Origin of the sequence: Sphingomonas sp. CCH21-G11 (assembly GCF_001555965.1) — a bacterium.
Classification (GTDB): domain Bacteria; phylum Pseudomonadota; class Alphaproteobacteria; order Sphingomonadales; family Sphingomonadaceae; genus Sphingomonas.
Map to the genome: position 1 here is coordinate 1 of NZ_LSHX01000005.1, position 15,532 is coordinate 15,532.

A 15,532-nucleotide genomic window follows, 5' to 3' on the forward strand; every position below is an offset into this window, starting at 1 on the left:
CGCTGGTCCGGTTGTTCGCCGCCGACGTCGCCGCCGTGTCGACGCCGGTGCTGCGCGCGGTCACGCTCGACGCGGCGGACTGGCTCGACCTGCTGCCGCATCTGTCGCCGGTCGGGCGCGCGGTGCTGCGCCATCGCACCGACCTGCCCGCCGCGGTCGGCCGGGCGCTCGAAGCGTTCGGGGCCACCGATTTCGTGCTGTCGGACGATCGTGACGGCATCGACGATCCGGCTACGGAAGCGGTCGCCGCCGCGCCCGCGCCACCCCCGGCCACGCTGTCGTCCTTTGCAACGATCGGATCGATCGCACGCGGCCTGCCCTTTGTCGCGCAGGCACCCGCGGCAGACGCGTCCGCGCGCGAGCGCGCCGAGGCCGGAACCGGCACGGGCGAGGCCCGCGCGTCCGGCCCGTTCCGGATCGCCGACATCGTCGCGCGGATCGACGCCTATCACCAGCGGCGCGAGCGTGCGCGCGATGCGGGCGAGCCGGTGGCCGCCGATCCGGCGCCTGCGACCCCGGCCGCCGCCGCCGCCCCGCCGCCGGGCACGTTCCGGTTCGAGGCCGACGCCAACGGTGTCATCCGCTGGGCCGACGGGATCGAGCGGGCGATGCTGATCGGCCTGTCGCTGCATCATCCCGCGCCCGCCAACGGCACCGGGGTCGACGGCGTCGCCGCCGGTGCGGTGCAGCGCCGGGCCGGGTTCGACGATGCGCGGCTGCAGATCGCCGGCCGGACCGCGGATGCGGGCGACTGGCTGATTTCGGGTGTTCCCGTGTTCGAGCGGCAATCGGGACGCTTCACCGGCTATCGCGGCACCGCGCGCCGGCCGCGCGCCGACGAGCGCGCCGATCATGCGCGGCGATCGGGCGATTCGCGGCGGATGGAGACGCTGCGCGAGCTGGTCCACGAGCTGCGCACGCCGATCGGGGCGATTTCGGGCTTTGCCGAGATGATCGCGGGCGAGATCCTGGGGCCGGTGCCGCCGGTCTATCGCGAGCGCGCCCAGACGATCCGGGCCAATGCGCGCGAACTGCTGGCGATCATCGACGATATCGACCTGGCCGCGCGGATGGACGCGCACGCGCTCGACCTGCGGCCCGGCCGCGTCGCGATGCAGCCGGTGCTTGCGGGCATCGTCCGCGACCTGAGCCAGCTGATCGCGCTGCGCGCCGCCGAGATCGTCCTGCCCGAAACCGACGCGGCGGTGCGCGGCGACCGGCGTGCGGTCGAGCGGCTGCTCGCGCGGCTGATCGCGACGGTGGTCGCGGTGACGGAGGCGGGCGAGCGCATCGCGATCCGGCTGGTGCGCGACGGCGACCGCGAAGTGGTGGTCGCGATCGATTGTCCGCGCGAGCTGCGGCTCAGTACCGGGGAGGCGCGCGCGACGATCGACCTGGAGGACGAGGGCCTGGTCAGCACCGGATTTTCGATGCGGCTGGTCACCAACCTCGCCCGCGAGCTGGGCGGGGCGCTGGCGATCGACGCGGATCGCTTGACCTTGCGCCTGCCCGCCGCCGATGATCCTGACATGGAGAAGGTCATCCGTTCCTGACGATGGCGTCGCCGCCGCCTTCCGCCGCCGCGCCGGGGCCGGCGCGCGCGCGACCGTCGTCGCTGTGGCCCGACGCGCTGGGGTGGCGCTTCGCGGTCACCGTCGACACCGAGGAGGAGTTCGACTGGCACGCGCCGTTCAGCCGCAGCGCGACCGCGACCACCGCGATCGCCGCGCTGCCCGCCGCGCACGCGCGCTTCGCGGCGGCGGGCGTCCCGATCATCCTGCTGGTCGACTATCCGGTCGCCGCCGATCCACGCGCGGTCGACACGCTGCGCGGCCTGGTCACGCCCGGCGGATCGGCGATCGGCGCGCAGCTCCATCCCTGGGTCAATCCGCCGTTCGAGGAAGCGGTGACGGCGCGCAACAGCTTTCTCGGCAACCTGCCCGTCGCGCTGCAGCGCGCCAAGCTGGCGGCGCTGACCGACCGCATCACCCTGAGCTTCGGCGCGCCGCCGCGCATGTTCCGCGCCGGGCGCTACGGGCTGGGGCCGGACACGATGCGGCTGCTGGCCGAGCATGGCTATCTGATCGACACGTCGGAGCGCCCCGGGTTCGATTATCGCAAGCTCGGGGGCCCCGACTTTTCCGACCGACCGACCGAGCCGCGCCGGCCGCTGGCCGACCATCCGCTGGTCGAGCTGCCGCTGTCGACTGTCTATATCGGGCGGTGGCGGCGGCACGGGGCGGCGCGATACCGCAGGATCGTCGGCTGGCCGGGCGCGCGATCGATCGCCGCGCGGCTGGGCCTGCTGTCGCGTGTGTCGCTCAGCCCCGAGGCGATGCCGATCGCCGACGCGCGCGAGGCGGTGCAGCGCGCGGTGGCGGACGCGCCGGCGGGCCTGCTCAACTTCTCGTTCCATTCGCCGTCGCTGGTGCCCGGCCACACCCCCTATGTCCGCGATGCCGCCGACCTGGCGCGGTTCGACGCGTGGTGGGACGCGATGCTGGCGCTGCTCGACCGGCTGGGCGTGCGGGCGATCGGCGAGGCCGAGCTGATCGCGCGGCTGGTGGGGAATGCAAAGGACTTGCCGGGTTCCGCCCGCCTCCGCTAGGTGGGCCGGGCAGCGACAGGGGGCCTGTAGCTCAATGGTAGAGCCGGCCGCTCATAACGGCTAGGTTGCGGGTTCGAATCCTGCCGGGCCCACCACGCGGCGCTGTGCTGCGCCGATCGCGCCGCAGGAAAGATTTGCCTTTTCGTCCGCCGAACGGCTAGAGCGCGGCTCCGGTCGGGGAGTGGCGCAGTCCGGTAGCGCGCCTGCTTTGGGAGCAGGATGTCGCAGGTTCGAATCCTGTCTCCCCGACCAACACGCTGCACCGCCGCGTCGATCCCGACGACAAAAAGGGCGCCCCGAACCGGTCGGGACGCCCTTTCGTGCAGTTGCGATCCGCCACCCGCCGGGGCGGGGGCGAAAGCGATTACATCGCCGCGTTTTCGGCGGTCGCTTCCATCGCGTCGGCGGCATTCTCGGTCGCGTCGGCGGCGTTCTCGAGCGCCATCGCGGCGTCGTTGGTGGCGCCGTCAGCCATCGCGTCGAAGTTTTCAGCCATCGCGTCCAGGTTTTCCGCGGTCGCTTCGGCAGCGTTTTCCGCCGGCGTTTCGGAGTTGCACGCCGCCAGGGACATCAGGCCGGCGGCAGCAGCGACAAGAACGATCTTCTTCATTCGGTTGCTCCCAAGCAATATCAGTTTCGCGTCCGACCCGAACGCCGGTGCGAAGCTGCCCCATTAGCGGGACTTCGCATCGCGTCAATCGGTAATTCATATTCCCGTAATCTGAAATGGGATGAACGACCGCCCCGCATCGACGCCGGAGTCGCGTCAGGGGCGCGGCGTCACCCGCCCGATATCCTCGGGCGCATTCGCCGCCACCGCAATCACCGTCGTCCATGCCGCCACGTTCTGGCGCAGCTGATCGGGGTCGATCTTGTCCAGCGTGTCGTCGGGGGTGTGGTGGAGGTCGAAATAGCGTGTGCCGTCCTGGGCCAGATCGACCGCGGGCACCCCGGTTTTCAGGATCGCCTGAATATCCGCGCCGTCGCCCGCGACCTCATTGCCCCGGATGATCCCGAGCGGCGCGAGCAGCTGGCCGAGCCGGGTGCCGATCGCTTCGGCACCCGCGGGCAGGTTGACGTCGAAACGGTAGATGCGATCGGCCCCGAAGTCCGATTCCGCGGCAAGGTCATGGCGTTCGTCCTTGTGCGCGGCACCATAGGCCGCGCCGCCGAACAGCCCGACTTCCTCCGCGCCGGCCCACAGCACGCGGATGGTGCGGCGCGGCTGGCCGGCGTCCATCACCCGCTTGGCCGCCGCCGCGACGATGCCGCAGCCCGCCGCGTCGTCGAACGCGCCGGTCGCCAGATCCCAGCTGTCGAGGTGGCAGGCGACGAGCACCATGCCCGCTTGCGGGTCGCTGCCCGGCACCTCGGCAATGACGTTGCCGGATTGATGCGTCCCCGTCTGGCGCGGCGTCATCACCAGCTTGAGCGACACGGGCTTGCCGCGGCTGAAGATACGCTCGAGCTGATCGGCATCGGGGAGCGACAGCGCACCCGCGGGAATCGGCGTCACGCCCTTGGGGAAACTGGTGCCGCCCGTGTGCGGATTGCGATGATAATCGGTGCCTATCGCGCGGATCAGGATCGCGGCCGCACCCTTGCGCGCGGCGATCGCCGGGCCGGCGCGGCGGACCTGGCCAACCGGGCCGTAGTGCGAGCCGTCCTGCGTCGCTTTCATCGCATGGCTGACAAAGGCGATCTTGCCCTTCAGGCTGCCGTCGGGCGCGGCCTGGAGATCGGCGAGCGTGGGGAAATAGACGACTTCGGCGGTCAGCCCGGCGGCGGGCGTCGCACCCGAATTGCCGAGCGCGGTAACCGCGAGCCGCTGCGGGAAGGGCGCGATCACTTCGGCGCGTTCCTCGCCGCGCACCCACACCGCCATGTCGAAGGGCTCGACCCGCACGTTGCGGAAGCCGAGCTGGTTGAGGCGAACGACCGCCCAGTCGCGCGCGCGCTTCTCCGCTTCGGTGCCAGCCAGGCGGGCGCCGACCTCGGTCGTCAGCCCTTCGACGATCGAATAGGCGACATCGTCGCGGAGCGCGGCGTCGCGCAACGCGACGACGGGGTCGGCGGCATCGGCGGCCGACTGCGCGGCGGCGGGAAAGGGAAGGGCGAGGGCGGCAGCAGCCGCGCAAAGGGCATATCGGTTCATGGAAAGAGACTGCTACCGGCAAATCGCCGGGGGGCAACCCCGCACGTGGATTTCGAGCGCAAGCGCGCCACCCATGGTTTGCGTTCGGCCATGCGCGTCGCTATGTCCCCGCGCGACTTTCCATCCCTTTCCTGGCAAGAGGTTCACGGCAATGGCCGCGCAATACGCCTTCGTGATGAAGGACATGACCAAGACGTTCCCCGGCGCGCCCAAGCCGGTGCTGAACAACATCAACCTGCAATTCTATCAGGGTGCGAAGATCGGCATCGTCGGCCCCAATGGCGCGGGCAAGTCGACGCTGATGAAGATCATGGCCGGCGTCGACAAGGAGTTCACCGGGGAAGCCTGGCCGGGCGAGAACATCACCGTCGGCTATCTGGAGCAGGAGCCGCAGCTGGACCCGAGCAAGACGGTGCTGGAGAACGTCAAGGACGGCGCGCGCGAGACGGCTGACCTGGTCGAGCGTTTCAACGCGATTTCGGCGGAGATGGGCGATCCCCAGGAAGATACCGATTTCGACGCGCTGATGGAGGAGATGGGCGACCTTCAGGCGAGGATCGATGCGGTCGACGGCTGGACGCTCGACAACCAGCTCGAGGTCGCGATGGAGGCGCTGCGGTGTCCGCCCGGCGACTGGTCGGTCGAAAACCTGTCGGGCGGCGAGAAGCGCCGCGTGGCGCTGACCCGGCTGCTGATCCAGAAGCCGTCGATCCTGCTGCTCGACGAACCGACCAACCACCTGGATGCCGAAAGCGTCAACTGGCTGGAGCACCACCTGAAGGAATATCCGGGCGCGGTGCTGATGATCACCCACGACCGCTATTTCCTCGACAACGTCGTGGGCTGGATCCTGGAAATCGATCGCGGCAAATATTTCCCCTATGAGGGCAATTATTCGACCTATCTGGAAAAGAAGGCCAAGCGGCTGGAGCAGGAAGAGCGCGAGGAATCGGGCCGGCAAAAGGCGATCCGCGACGAGCTGGAGTGGATTCGCCAGGGCCCCAAGGGCCGCCAGACCAAGTCCAAGGCGCGTATCGCCAAGTTCGACCAGCTGGTCGAGGCGCAGCAGAACCGCACCCCCGGCAAGGCGCAAATCGTCATCCAGGTGCCCGAGCGGCTGGGCGGCAAGGTGATCGAGGTCGAGAACATCTCGAAAGCCTATGGCGACAAGCTGCTGTTCGAGAACCTGTCCTTCACGCTGCCCGCCGGCGGGATCGTGGGCGTGATCGGGCCGAACGGCGCGGGCAAATCGACGCTGTTCAAGCTGATCACCGGCCAGGAACAGCCCGACACCGGCACGATCGAGATCGGCAGCACGGTGCGGCTAGGCTATGTCGACCAGAGCCGCGACCACCTCGACCCATCCAAGAATGTCTGGGAAGAGATTTCGGACGGGCTCGACTATATGAAGGTCAACGGCCACGACCAGTCGACGCGCGCTTATGTGGGCGCGTTCAACTTCAAGGGCCAGGACCAGCAGAAGAATGTCGGCAAGCTGTCGGGCGGCGAGCGCAACCGCGTGAACATCGCGAAGATGCTGAAAAAGGGCGGGAACGTCCTGCTGCTCGACGAACCGACCAACGACCTGGACGTCGAGACGCTGGGTGCGCTGGAGGAAGCGATCGAGAATTTCGCGGGCTGCGCGGTGGTGATCAGCCACGACCGCTTCTTCCTCGACCGCCTGGCGACCCATATCCTGGCGTTCGAGGGCAACAGCCATGTCGAATGGTTCGAGGGCAATTTCGAGGCGTATGAAGAAGACAAGCGCCGCCGCCTGGGCGACGCCGCCGATCGCCCGACCGCGCTGGCGTACAAGAAACTGACGCGCTGAACCGCGCGCGCGATCAAAGGGCTGAGGTGTCGATCCTCAGCCCGGCGATTGTGGCGGCTTCTATCGCGTCGCCGAAGGGATGGGTGGTGGTGACGCCATAGGTTTCGCCGGTGGGCGTGGTCATCCGGTAAATGATCCGCGCGTTGACATCGACAACCCAATATTCGGCAACCCCGGCCGTGGCATAGACCCCGGCTTTCGCATCAAGGTCGAACCGGACCGTCGTGTCGGCGACTTCCACGATCAGCCGGACGGTACCGCCGGGAATCGGCCCCTCGCCCCGTGGCTCGGTGGTCAAAATGATGTCGGGCTGCGGTTCGCTATGGGCCGACAGGGTTATCGATTGGTCCGTCGCTACATGTACGTCGAGCGCCAATTTCTCCAACGCTCGACGCATTCGGTATGCGAGCTCATCCTTGGCATAACCGTGCGGCCGATATTGCGGGCTCATCGCGTAGATATCGCCGTCGATGAGTTCGGTTCGGCCATAGGGTTCCAATTCGTGCGATCGTTGAAGCAGCCCGTAATCTTCCACCCGCAGCTTGATTGGAACGGATGCATCCGATTCGGGTTCGTCAGGCTCCTGTCGGGGCACGCCGCTAATTTCGCCGTCCAGAAGTTCGGACTTTTCATACGCCGCGAAGGCGCCCGAACGCTTCAACGTCAGGAATGCGGAGCAGGTCAGCTTGACCGGCAGTCGCTTCTCGAATTGAACATGTGCGTTCATGCAGTGAAGATACCGCGTCCGGGTCAATAGGTCACGATCTTGACCCGCTGGCCCGGCGTCAGCGCGGCGTTGGCCTGCAGCCCGTTGAGCACCAGGAAGCGTTCGAGGCGATTGTCGTCGAACACCATCCGGCCGGCGAGCGACTGGACGGTGTCGCCGCGCCGAACAGTGACGACGCGCAGATATTTGGCGCGGACCTGTGCCGCCTGCGCCGGGGTGAGCGTGCGGAACGAGCCGACCAGCGATTCGAGCGCGCCCAGCCCCCGCCCGGCGGGGGTGATGAGCGTGAAGTGGAAGGCCTGGCGCTGGCCGGTCGCATAGGCAAACACGGTCGCGTCGACGGGCGTGCGGCCGCTCGATGCGCGGATCGTCGCATAGGCGGCGGGAATGCCGTTGACGGTGGTGCGCGCGACGCGGACGTTGGGCAGGCGCGCGTTGCTGCCCCCCAGCGACTGCATGACCGCGCGGACATAGCCGTCGAGATCGCCCGAATAGGGCGCGGTGGTGAACTCGGCCTGGCCCTGCTGGCCGGTGATCGTCACCGACCAGCTGCCGTTCTGCATCTGATAGCCCTGGGGGACGGTGAAGCCGATGCGGAAGACGGGGTGAAGGAACTCGCGGCCCTGAATAATCCCCTGCTTGGGATTGTCGCCATAGACCATGCCGTCGATCGCGTTCAGATAGGCATCGCGGTTGCGCGGCAGGGTGGTGCCGCCGACGCGTGCGGCGTCGGCAAGCGCGGCGCGAACGCGCGACTGGGGATCGGGGTGCGTGCTCGCCCAGGCGGGTGCCGAGCGGACATTGCCGGCTATGCGCTGGTTGAGGGTCGATTGCGCCGACAGGCTGCCGAGCATCGAGGCGAGCGAATCGGTGTCGTAATCCGCGCCGGCGAGGTAGCGCACGGCAAGCCGGTCGGATTCGGTTTCCTGGCTGCGCGAATAGCCGAGCGTGTCGAGTTGCGCGCCGGCGCCGACCGCGCGGGTGGCGAGGTTGCCGATCGTCGAATCGCCGAGCACCGCGCCCGTCACCATCTGGCCCAGCACGCCGAGGATCGTGTTGCGCGTGGCGCGCTGCTGCCGGCGCTGGCCGTGGCGGGCGGCGACATGGCCGACCTCATGGCCGAGCACGGCGGCGAGCTCGGCCTCGTCGTTCATCAGCGCCATCAGGCCGCGGGTGACGTAGACATAGCCGCCAGGCGTGGCGAAGGCGTTGTCGATCGGGCTGTCGAGCAGCGTCACCGTGAACTGGCGCGGATCGGCGGAGAGGCCGCTTTCGACTGCAACGCGACGCGCAATGGTTTCGACGTAGCGCGCCTGGGGTCCATCGTAGCTGCCGCCGAACTGCGCGATCAGCTGGGCGCTGGCCTGCTCGCCCTGCTGGCGCTCCTGCGCGCTGATCGGGGCGACGCGCAGTGGCAGATCCTGCTGGCGCTGGGCGCGGGCGGTGCCGTCGTCGAGATTGGCGGCCAGCAATGCGGCCGGCGCGATCCCCGCGGCGAACAGCCATTTGCGCATCATGTCGTTTCCTCCCGAAATCCCGTTCAATCGGTGGCAGGAATGGCCGATGACCGGGATCGTTCCACTGGCGACGCGATTCCGGCCCGGCTGACGAGCAGGATCGCGACCGTGCTGGCGATGAAGCCGGGCACGATTTCATAGAGCCAGCCGCTCCACCCGAGCGCGATCCAGCCGATCACGACGAGCGCGCCGACGACGATGCCGGCGAGCGCGCCGTTGCGCGTCATCCGGGGCCAGGTCAGGCTGAGCAGGATCGCAGGGCCGAATGCCGCACCGAAACCCGCCCAGGCATTGGCGACGATGTCGAGCACCGAGCTCGACGGGTCGCTCGCCAGCGCGATGGCGACGAGCGCGACGGCAAGCACCGACAGGCGACCGGCGCGGACCAGCTCGCGCTGGCTCGCGTCGCGGCGCAGGAAGCGGCGGTAATAATCCTCGGTAATCGAGCTGGAGACGACGAGCAGCTGCGACGAGATGGTCGACATGATCGCCGCGAGGATGGCCGCGAGCAGGAACCCGGCGATCCACGAACTGAACAACAGCCGCGACAACAGGATGAAGATGGTTTCGGGATCGGCGACCGCGATGCCGTTGCGCGTCGCATAGGCGAGGCCCGCAAAGCCGACGCCGAGCGCACCGACCAGGCTGACGATCATCCAGCCCATGCCGATGCGCCGCGCGACGGGCAGGTCGTCGACCGAGCGGATCGCCATGAAGCGCACGATGATGTGCGGCTGACCGAAATAGCCGAGCCCCCACGCGAGCGCCGAGATCACGCCCAGCAGGCTCGCATCGCGGAACAGGTCGAGCCGGGCGGGATCGACCGAGCGGACGGCGGCGACCGAGGCGTCCCAGCCGCCGGCCAGGTCGAGCGCGACCACCGGCACCAGCACCATCGCCACGAACATGATCACCCCCTGGACGAAATCGGTCAGGCTGACTGCCAGGAAACCGCCGAACAGCGTGTAGGCGACGACGACGCCCGCGGTCAGCCACACGCCGAACGCATAGGGCTGGCCAAACGCGCTTTCGAACAGCTTGCCGCCGGCGACCAGCCCCGAGGCGGTATAGACGGTGAAGAACAGGATGATGACCGCCGACGCGATCACGCGCAGCGGATCGCCGCCCGCGCCGAACCGCTTGCCGAGGAAATCGGGGATAGTCAGCGCATCGCCGACGCTGACCGTCTGGGCGCGCAGCCGCGGCGCGACGATCCGCCAGTTGAGATAGGCGCCGACCGTCAGTCCGACCGCAATCCACGTCGCCGACAGGCCGGTCGCGAACATCGCGCCGGGCAAGCCCAGCATCAGCCAGCCCGACATGTCGGAGGCCCCCGCCGACAGCGCGGTCACCGCCGGGCCGAGCGAGCGCCCGCCCAGCATATAGCCGTCGATGTCCGACGTCGATTTGCGCCATGCATAGACGCCGATGCCCAGCATCAGCGCGAAATAGACGGCAATGGTGACGATTTCCCCGGTGCGCATGGCCACGGGCTAGCAGCATTCGGCCCCGCCGCGCCAGAGCGCGAGCGGAACTCAGGCAGTGAAGCGTTTGGTGAACCCCTTTGCCCCGTTGAGCTCGCCCGGCGCGGTTTCGACATTGTCGACCTCCGCACTCGCCGGGCCGGTGCGGCAGGCGTCGACCAGCGCCGCCAGCGCCGCATCCTCGCCCGACGCCAGGATCTCGACCCGCCCGTCGCGCAGGTTGCGGACCCAGCCGATCAGGCCCAGCCGCTTGGCGGTACGCACCGTCCAGTCGCGAAAGCCGATCCCCTGAACCCTGCCGGACACGTAAATCAGCTGTGTTGACGCCATCACCTTACTCTCTTCACGAACACGCGGCCCCCCTCGCGCCGCTCGGTCTGGAAATTGGGGACGGCTTCGATCAGGTCGGATAGCCGCGCATAGCCGTAATTGCGGGTGTCGAAGCTGGAGCGATTGCCCGCGCGCTGGCCGACTTCGGACAGGCTGGCGAAACCGCGCTCGTCACGCCGGGCCGCATTATAGGCATCGACGATCAGCTTCACCAGTTCGGCATCGATCGGCGTCGGCTGTGCCTTCGCGCCTTCGACCGGGGCGGGCGCGGCCGTCCCGGGGACGGCGGGCGCGGCGTTGTCGATGAGCGCGGACACGTCGATGAAGCGGGTGCATGCCTCGCGAAAGCCCTCGGGCGTCTGCGCGCTGCCGAAGCCGTAGACCGGCAGCCCTTCCTGCTTGATGCGCAGCGCCAGCGGCATGAAGTCGCTGTCCGACGACATGATGCCGAAGCCGGTTACCCGGCCGCGCCACAACAGGTCCATCGCATCGATCGTCATGCGCATGTCGGTCGCGTTCTTGCCCTTCGTCACGTCGAACTGCTGGAAGGGTTCGAGCCCGTGGCGCAGGGTGAGTGCAGCCCAGCCCTTGAGTGCGGCCTTGCTCCAGTTGCCATAGACGCGCCGGATGTTGACGGTGCCCAGTTCAGCCAGGACATTGAGCACCGGGTCGATATAGGCGGGCGATGCGTTGTCCGCGTCGATCAGCAACACGATGTTGCCGCCCGGGGTCGTGCCGTTGCGTGTGCCCTGTTCCATCCCGTCCGCTGTAGGGCAGGGCGCGCAAAGCACAAGCAGCGCACGGCCACGTCCGCCGATGCTTTGGCACGGCCAGCCGAGCGCGCGGTCGCCCGGCGGCTCAGGGATAGCGGATGTCGATCACCTCATATTCGCGCTCGCCCGCGGGCAGGGTGACGCGGCGCAGGTCGCCCACCGCGGCACCGCGCAGCGCGCGCGCGATCGGCGCGTTCCAGCCGACCTGGCCGGCGCCGGTATCGGCCTCGTCATCGCCGACGAGCGTGAGGACGCGGCGGGCGTCGTCCTCGTCCGCGATCGTCACGGTTGCGCCGAACCAGACGCGGCTGCGGTCGGGCTGCTGTGCCGGATCGACGACGCGCGCCGCCTTCATCCGGCGGGCGAGCCAGCCCAGCCGCCGATCGATCTCGCGCAGGCGCTTTCGCCCATAGATATAGTCGCCATTCTCCGAGCGGTCGCCGTTGCCCGCCGCCCAGGAAATGGTCTCGACCAGCTGCGGGCGTTCGGTGGCCAACAGCGTGTCATATTCGGCCTTGAGCCGTGCATAGCCCGCCGGCGTGATATAGTTGGGCGGCGCGTCGCTCATGCGATCCGCTTGCCGAAGCTGATCCGCGGTTCCTCGCCATAGCCCAGCCGTTGCCAGAAGCCGGCGGCGGGATTGCCGGCGCGCACCTGAAGATTGACCTTGGCGCAGCCGAGCGCCGCCAGCCTCGCCTCCGCTGCGCGGACCAGGGCCGCACCGATGCCCCGGTCGCGATGGGCGGGGGCGACGGCGAGCTTGTAGAGCCAGCCGCGATGCCCGTCCCAGCCCGCCAGCACGGTGCCGGCGAGATGCCCGTCGGCCACCGCGATCAGGAACAGCTCGGGATGCACCGCGGCCTTCGCCGCGATAACGGGCGCGGCCGCGCTGTAGGGCGGATCGTCGGGGAACACCTGTCGCCACAGCGCCTCGACATCGTCGAAGCGGTCGGGGGTATAGACCTGAATGTCGATCAAGCTCAGCCCGGACGCTGCTTGCCGAGGTACCAGGACAGTTGCGCGGTCCCGCGCGACCGCGCGTACGCCGGGTGCATCAGGTCGTAGACGACCGCGTTTTCCAGCACGCGCTGGACATAGTTGCGCGTTTCGAAAATCGGAATTGCCTCGATCCAGTCGATCATGTCGACGCCGGGCATGCGCGGATCGCCGTTCGCCTTGATCCATTTGTTCACGTTACCCGGCCCGGCGTTGTACGCGGCGACGGCGAGCGGGTAGCTGCCGCCGTAATAATCCAGCATCCGCTGGATATAGCTGGAGCCGAGCTGGATATTATAGTCGGGGTTGCTGGTCAGCGCGCCGACATCATAGCCGAGCCCCAGCTTGCCCGCAGTCTCACGCGCAGTGCCGGGCATCAGCTGCATCAGGCCGCGGGCACCGGCGCGGCTGACGGCGGCGCGGTCGAACTGGCTTTCCTGACGCGCAATGGCGTGGATGATCGTGAAATAATCGCGCTGGCTGTCGGGCAGCTTGACCGACGGGAAACCGGCGGCGCTGTGCGCGGCGAGCCCGTTCAGCTGGGCGGAACGCCCGACCATCACGCCCAGGTCGAGCCGGTCGATTCGCCGGGCAAATTCGGCGGCGAGCGCATGATCGGCGGGCGTGGTTGCATCCTGCGCGATCTGGCGGACGAACAGGCTCTGGTCCTGGCGGTTGCCGGTGCGCCCGAGATATTCGGTGGCGCGCACGATTTCCCGATTGAGGAACGCGGTCCGCGTCGCCGCGTCGATGCCCGCCGTGCTGCTGGGCGGCGGGGCCTTGAGCGGCATGCCGGTGCGTTCGGCAGCGAGCTGGCCGTAAAAGAGATCGGAATAGGTCGCCGCCTGGGCGTAATAGCCATTCGCGGTGGCGCGATCGCCCGCCGCCTCGGCCGCGCGCCCGGCCCAGTAAAAGCCCTTTGACCGCGTTTGCGGCGTGCGCGAACCGCCGGCATAGCGCGCGAACATGCCGATCGCGTCATTTGGCCGGCCAAGCGATTTCATCGCGGTCTGCCCGGCCAGCCAGACCAGGCTGGTATAGTCGTCGCGCACGCCCAGCGACTGGGCGCTGACATCGGTGCCGGCGGCGAAGGCGTCGTCGACCTGGCGCGCGATATCATAGGCAACCGTGTATTGCCGGTCGGCCGCCGCCGCGCGCGCCTGGGTCAGCAGGACCTCGTACCATTTCTCGATATTGCCGGGCAGCGCGGTCAGGCGGCGCGGCTGCGCGAGATAGGCGCGCGCCGCCGCGCTCTGGCCGGCGTTGCGCAGCCAGGTTGCGCGATCCGCGATATAACCCGCCTCGTTGCGCCCGGCATCGTCGACGGCATCGCCCAGCACCGCGGCATCGGCGGCGTTGGTACGGAAGGCGAGCCGCGCGGCAAAGGTGGCGCGGCGCGCGGGCGAGGTGAGGGCGAGCTGACGCTGCCCGGCGCTGGTCGCGCCCTGCCACAGCAGCGCATCCATGCGGGCGTCGTGGTCGGCGGGCCCGATCGCGCCGGCAAATCCGCCTATCAGCCGCGCCTCGTCCGCCGTGCGCAGCACGCCCAATCGCCACGCCTGTCGCGCCTGATCGCGCGCGGCATCGCTGCGCCCGCCGGCCTGCAAGGCTTCGGCGTAGCGCAGATGCCCGGCCGCGGTCAGCGGCGGAAAGCGTTCAAAGAAGCGCGTGACGAGCTGGGGCATTTCCGCCCCCGAGCCCAGGATCGTCTCCGCCGCGGCACGCCGGCTGCGCTCGCCCGGCCAGCCGGGGTGCGCGAGCAGGAAATTGGCATAGTCGCTGAACGGCCAGTTGTCGGATTGCTGAAGCCGCTTCCACTCCGCGATCGGCGCGGCGATCGGGTCGGCAGCGATCGGCTGGACGACCTCACGGCTGGCGGCGGGGACCGGCGCCGGCACCATTTGCGGGGGCAGCAGCAGTTCCTGCATCCCGGTGGCGATCGGTGCCACCACCGGGGCGACTGCGCGCTCCATCGCCTGCCCGCTGAGCGCGAGCCCCGAAATGCCTGCGGCCACGATGCCGCCCTTGATCACCAACGCCACCATACTGGACATGATACGTCATCTCCGACTATCTGCCAGCCCTCTTTTCCGCTTTTGTTCGGAGTCTGATCGCCCCCATGTTCACCGGCTCGATCCCGGCGTTGGTCACGCCCTTCCGCGACGGCGCGTTCGACGGGCCCGGCTATCGCGACCTGGTCGACTGGCAGATCGAAAGCGGGTCGTCGGCGCTGGTGCCGTGCGGCACCACGGGCGAGGCCGCGACGCTGACGATGGCGGAGCATTTCCACATCGTGCGCGTCTGCGTCGATCAAGCCGCCGGCCGGGTGCCCGTGATCGCGGGCGCGGGATCGAACGACACGCGCGTGGCGATCGGCAACATCCTGGCGGCGCGCGAGGCGGGGGCGGACGCGGCGCTGATGGTGCCGCCTTATTACAACCGCCCCAATCAAGAGGGTATTTTCCGGCATTTCGAGGCGATCGTCGCGGCATGCGACCTGCCGATCGTGCTTTATAACGTCCCCGGGCGGACGGTGACCGATTTCGCGGTCGAGACGATCGCGCAGCTGGCGCACAGCTTTCCCAGCATCGTCGGGATCAAGGACGCGACCGGGGCGATCGCACGCGTTTCAGCGCAGCGTGCGGCGTGCGGGCCGGAATTCTGCCAGTTGTCGGGCAATGACGACATGGCGCTCGCGTTCAACGCGATGGGCGGGGTGGGGTGCATCTCGGTCACCGCCAATGTCGCGCCCGCGATGTGCGCGGCATTCCAGACCGCGTGCCAGGCGGGCAATTATGCCCAGGCGCTGACGCTGCACGACCGGCTGTTCGCGCTGCATACCGCGCTGTTCAGCGACGCGTCGCCCGGGCCGGTCAAATATGCGCTCGGCCGCGTGCGTCCGGGCTTTCCGACCGAGCTGCGCCTGCCGATGACCGAGCCGGGCGAGGCGAGCCGCGCGGCGGTGGACGCGGCGCTGGTGCTGGCGGGGCTGGTCTAGGCCCCCAATAGCCCCCCCCCCGAGAGACCCGTTCGTGTCGAGGGAAGTCGAGACACGTTTCCGAGCGAGCGTGCGTTTCTCGACTTCGCTCGACACGAACGGTTGAGTAAACG

Annotated in this window: 14 protein-coding genes and 2 tRNA genes; 6 read left to right on the forward strand and 10 right to left on the reverse strand. The window is 68.7% G+C overall.

Translation table 11 applies throughout. The features are described from left to right. The 4 genes from AX676_RS01205 to AX676_RS01220 all read left to right on the forward strand — a co-directional run. On the forward strand, positions 1-1,553 hold a 1,553-nt coding region (locus AX676_RS01205), incomplete at its 5' end, for a sensor histidine kinase (protein ID WP_066544056.1). Between the two features lie 2 nt (positions 1,554-1,555). Beyond that, entirely contained in the window at positions 1,556-2,608 is a 1,053-nt protein-coding gene (locus AX676_RS01210) for a polysaccharide deacetylase family protein (protein ID WP_066480993.1), read from the forward strand. A gap of 20 nt (positions 2,609-2,628) precedes the next feature. Then, positions 2,629-2,703 (forward strand) — tRNA-Ile (locus AX676_RS01215). An 80-nt stretch (positions 2,704-2,783) separates the two neighbouring features. Further along, positions 2,784-2,860 (forward strand) — tRNA-Pro (locus AX676_RS01220). Positions 2,861-2,972: 112 nt separating this feature from the next. On the opposite strand, the gene AX676_RS01225 is transcribed toward AX676_RS01220, so the two are convergent. After that, positions 2,973-3,218 carry a hypothetical protein gene (locus AX676_RS01225; protein ID WP_066480987.1) on the reverse strand — a complete coding sequence of 82 codons (246 nt, stop codon included), beginning with the start codon at positions 3,216-3,218 and terminating at the stop codon, positions 2,973-2,975. 156 nt (positions 3,219-3,374) lie between these two features. Further along, positions 3,375-4,763, reverse strand: coding sequence for a M28 family peptidase (locus tag AX676_RS01230; protein ID WP_066480985.1), 1,389 nt, complete (start codon positions 4,761-4,763; stop codon positions 3,375-3,377). A gap of 151 nt (positions 4,764-4,914) precedes the next feature. On the opposite strand from AX676_RS01230, the gene ettA reads away from it, so the two are divergent. After that, complete coding sequence (gene ettA / locus AX676_RS01235; protein ID WP_066480982.1) at positions 4,915-6,594, forward strand: energy-dependent translational throttle protein EttA; 1,680 nt, start codon at positions 4,915-4,917, stop codon at positions 6,592-6,594. Between the two features lie 13 nt (positions 6,595-6,607). Here the strand turns inward: ettA and AX676_RS01240 are convergent, their stop codons facing one another. From AX676_RS01240 to AX676_RS01275, 8 genes are all read right to left on the reverse strand, one after another. Next, positions 6,608-7,321 carry a Uma2 family endonuclease gene (locus tag AX676_RS01240; protein ID WP_066480980.1) on the reverse strand — a complete coding sequence of 238 codons (714 nt, stop codon included), beginning with the start codon at positions 7,319-7,321 and terminating at the stop codon, positions 6,608-6,610. A gap of 23 nt (positions 7,322-7,344) precedes the next feature. Further along, complete coding sequence (locus AX676_RS01245; RefSeq protein ID WP_066480979.1) at positions 7,345-8,838, reverse strand: M48 family metalloprotease; 1,494 nt, start codon at positions 8,836-8,838, stop codon at positions 7,345-7,347. A 23-nt stretch (positions 8,839-8,861) separates the two neighbouring features. Continuing rightward, entirely contained in the window at positions 8,862-10,322 is a 1,461-nt protein-coding gene (gene putP, locus AX676_RS01250; RefSeq protein WP_066480978.1) for a sodium/proline symporter PutP, read from the reverse strand. 51 nt (positions 10,323-10,373) lie between these two features. Next, positions 10,374-10,652: an acylphosphatase gene (locus tag AX676_RS01255; protein WP_066480976.1), complete on the reverse strand. Its 279-nt coding sequence runs from the start codon at positions 10,650-10,652 to the stop codon at positions 10,374-10,376. Continuing rightward, entirely contained in the window at positions 10,652-11,410 is a 759-nt protein-coding gene (locus AX676_RS01260; RefSeq protein ID WP_066480975.1) for an NYN domain-containing protein, read from the reverse strand. The genes AX676_RS01255 and AX676_RS01260 overlap by 1 nt, the downstream gene beginning before the upstream one ends. Before the next feature lie 100 nt (positions 11,411-11,510). Continuing rightward, entirely contained in the window at positions 11,511-11,993 is a 483-nt protein-coding gene (gene greB, locus AX676_RS01265; RefSeq protein WP_066480973.1) for a transcription elongation factor GreB, read from the reverse strand. Next, on the reverse strand, positions 11,990-12,403 hold the full coding sequence (locus tag AX676_RS01270) for a GNAT family acetyltransferase (protein ID WP_066480972.1): 414 nt from the start codon (positions 12,401-12,403) through the stop codon (positions 11,990-11,992). The genes greB and AX676_RS01270 overlap by 4 nt, the downstream gene beginning before the upstream one ends. A gap of 2 nt (positions 12,404-12,405) precedes the next feature. Then, positions 12,406-14,466 carry a lytic transglycosylase domain-containing protein gene (locus AX676_RS01275; RefSeq protein WP_066480971.1) on the reverse strand — a complete coding sequence of 687 codons (2,061 nt, stop codon included), beginning with the start codon at positions 14,464-14,466 and terminating at the stop codon, positions 12,406-12,408. A 74-nt stretch (positions 14,467-14,540) separates the two neighbouring features. On the opposite strand from AX676_RS01275, the gene dapA reads away from it, so the two are divergent. Next, positions 14,541-15,419 carry a 4-hydroxy-tetrahydrodipicolinate synthase gene (dapA, locus tag AX676_RS01280; protein WP_066480970.1) on the forward strand — a complete coding sequence of 293 codons (879 nt, stop codon included), beginning with the start codon at positions 14,541-14,543 and terminating at the stop codon, positions 15,417-15,419. Positions 15,420-15,532 lie beyond the last annotated feature (113 nt).

Excerpts from the sequence above, each read along its gene's own strand:
- AX676_RS01210 (WP_066480993.1), top strand. The coding sequence starts at position 1,556 with ATGGCGTCGCCGCCGCCTTCCGCCGCCGCGCCGGGGCCGGCGCGCGCG.
- AX676_RS01225 (WP_066480987.1), bottom strand. The coding sequence starts at position 3,218 with ATGAAGAAGATCGTTCTTGTCGCTGCTGCCGCCGGCCTGATGTCCCTG.
- AX676_RS01230 (WP_066480985.1), bottom strand. The coding sequence starts at position 4,763 with ATGAACCGATATGCCCTTTGCGCGGCTGCTGCCGCCCTCGCCCTTCCC.
- ettA (WP_066480982.1), top strand. The coding sequence starts at position 4,915 with ATGGCCGCGCAATACGCCTTCGTGATGAAGGACATGACCAAGACGTTC.
- AX676_RS01240 (WP_066480980.1), bottom strand. The coding sequence starts at position 7,321 with ATGAACGCACATGTTCAATTCGAGAAGCGACTGCCGGTCAAGCTGACC.
- AX676_RS01245 (WP_066480979.1), bottom strand. The coding sequence starts at position 8,838 with ATGATGCGCAAATGGCTGTTCGCCGCGGGGATCGCGCCGGCCGCATTG.
- putP (WP_066480978.1), bottom strand. The coding sequence starts at position 10,322 with ATGCGCACCGGGGAAATCGTCACCATTGCCGTCTATTTCGCGCTGATG.
- AX676_RS01255 (WP_066480976.1), bottom strand. The coding sequence starts at position 10,652 with ATGGCGTCAACACAGCTGATTTACGTGTCCGGCAGGGTTCAGGGGATC.
- AX676_RS01260 (WP_066480975.1), bottom strand. The coding sequence starts at position 11,410 with ATGGAACAGGGCACACGCAACGGCACGACCCCGGGCGGCAACATCGTG.
- greB (WP_066480973.1), bottom strand. The coding sequence starts at position 11,993 with ATGAGCGACGCGCCGCCCAACTATATCACGCCGGCGGGCTATGCACGG.
- AX676_RS01275 (WP_066480971.1), bottom strand. The coding sequence starts at position 14,466 with ATGGTGGCGTTGGTGATCAAGGGCGGCATCGTGGCCGCAGGCATTTCG.
- dapA (WP_066480970.1), top strand. The coding sequence starts at position 14,541 with ATGTTCACCGGCTCGATCCCGGCGTTGGTCACGCCCTTCCGCGACGGC.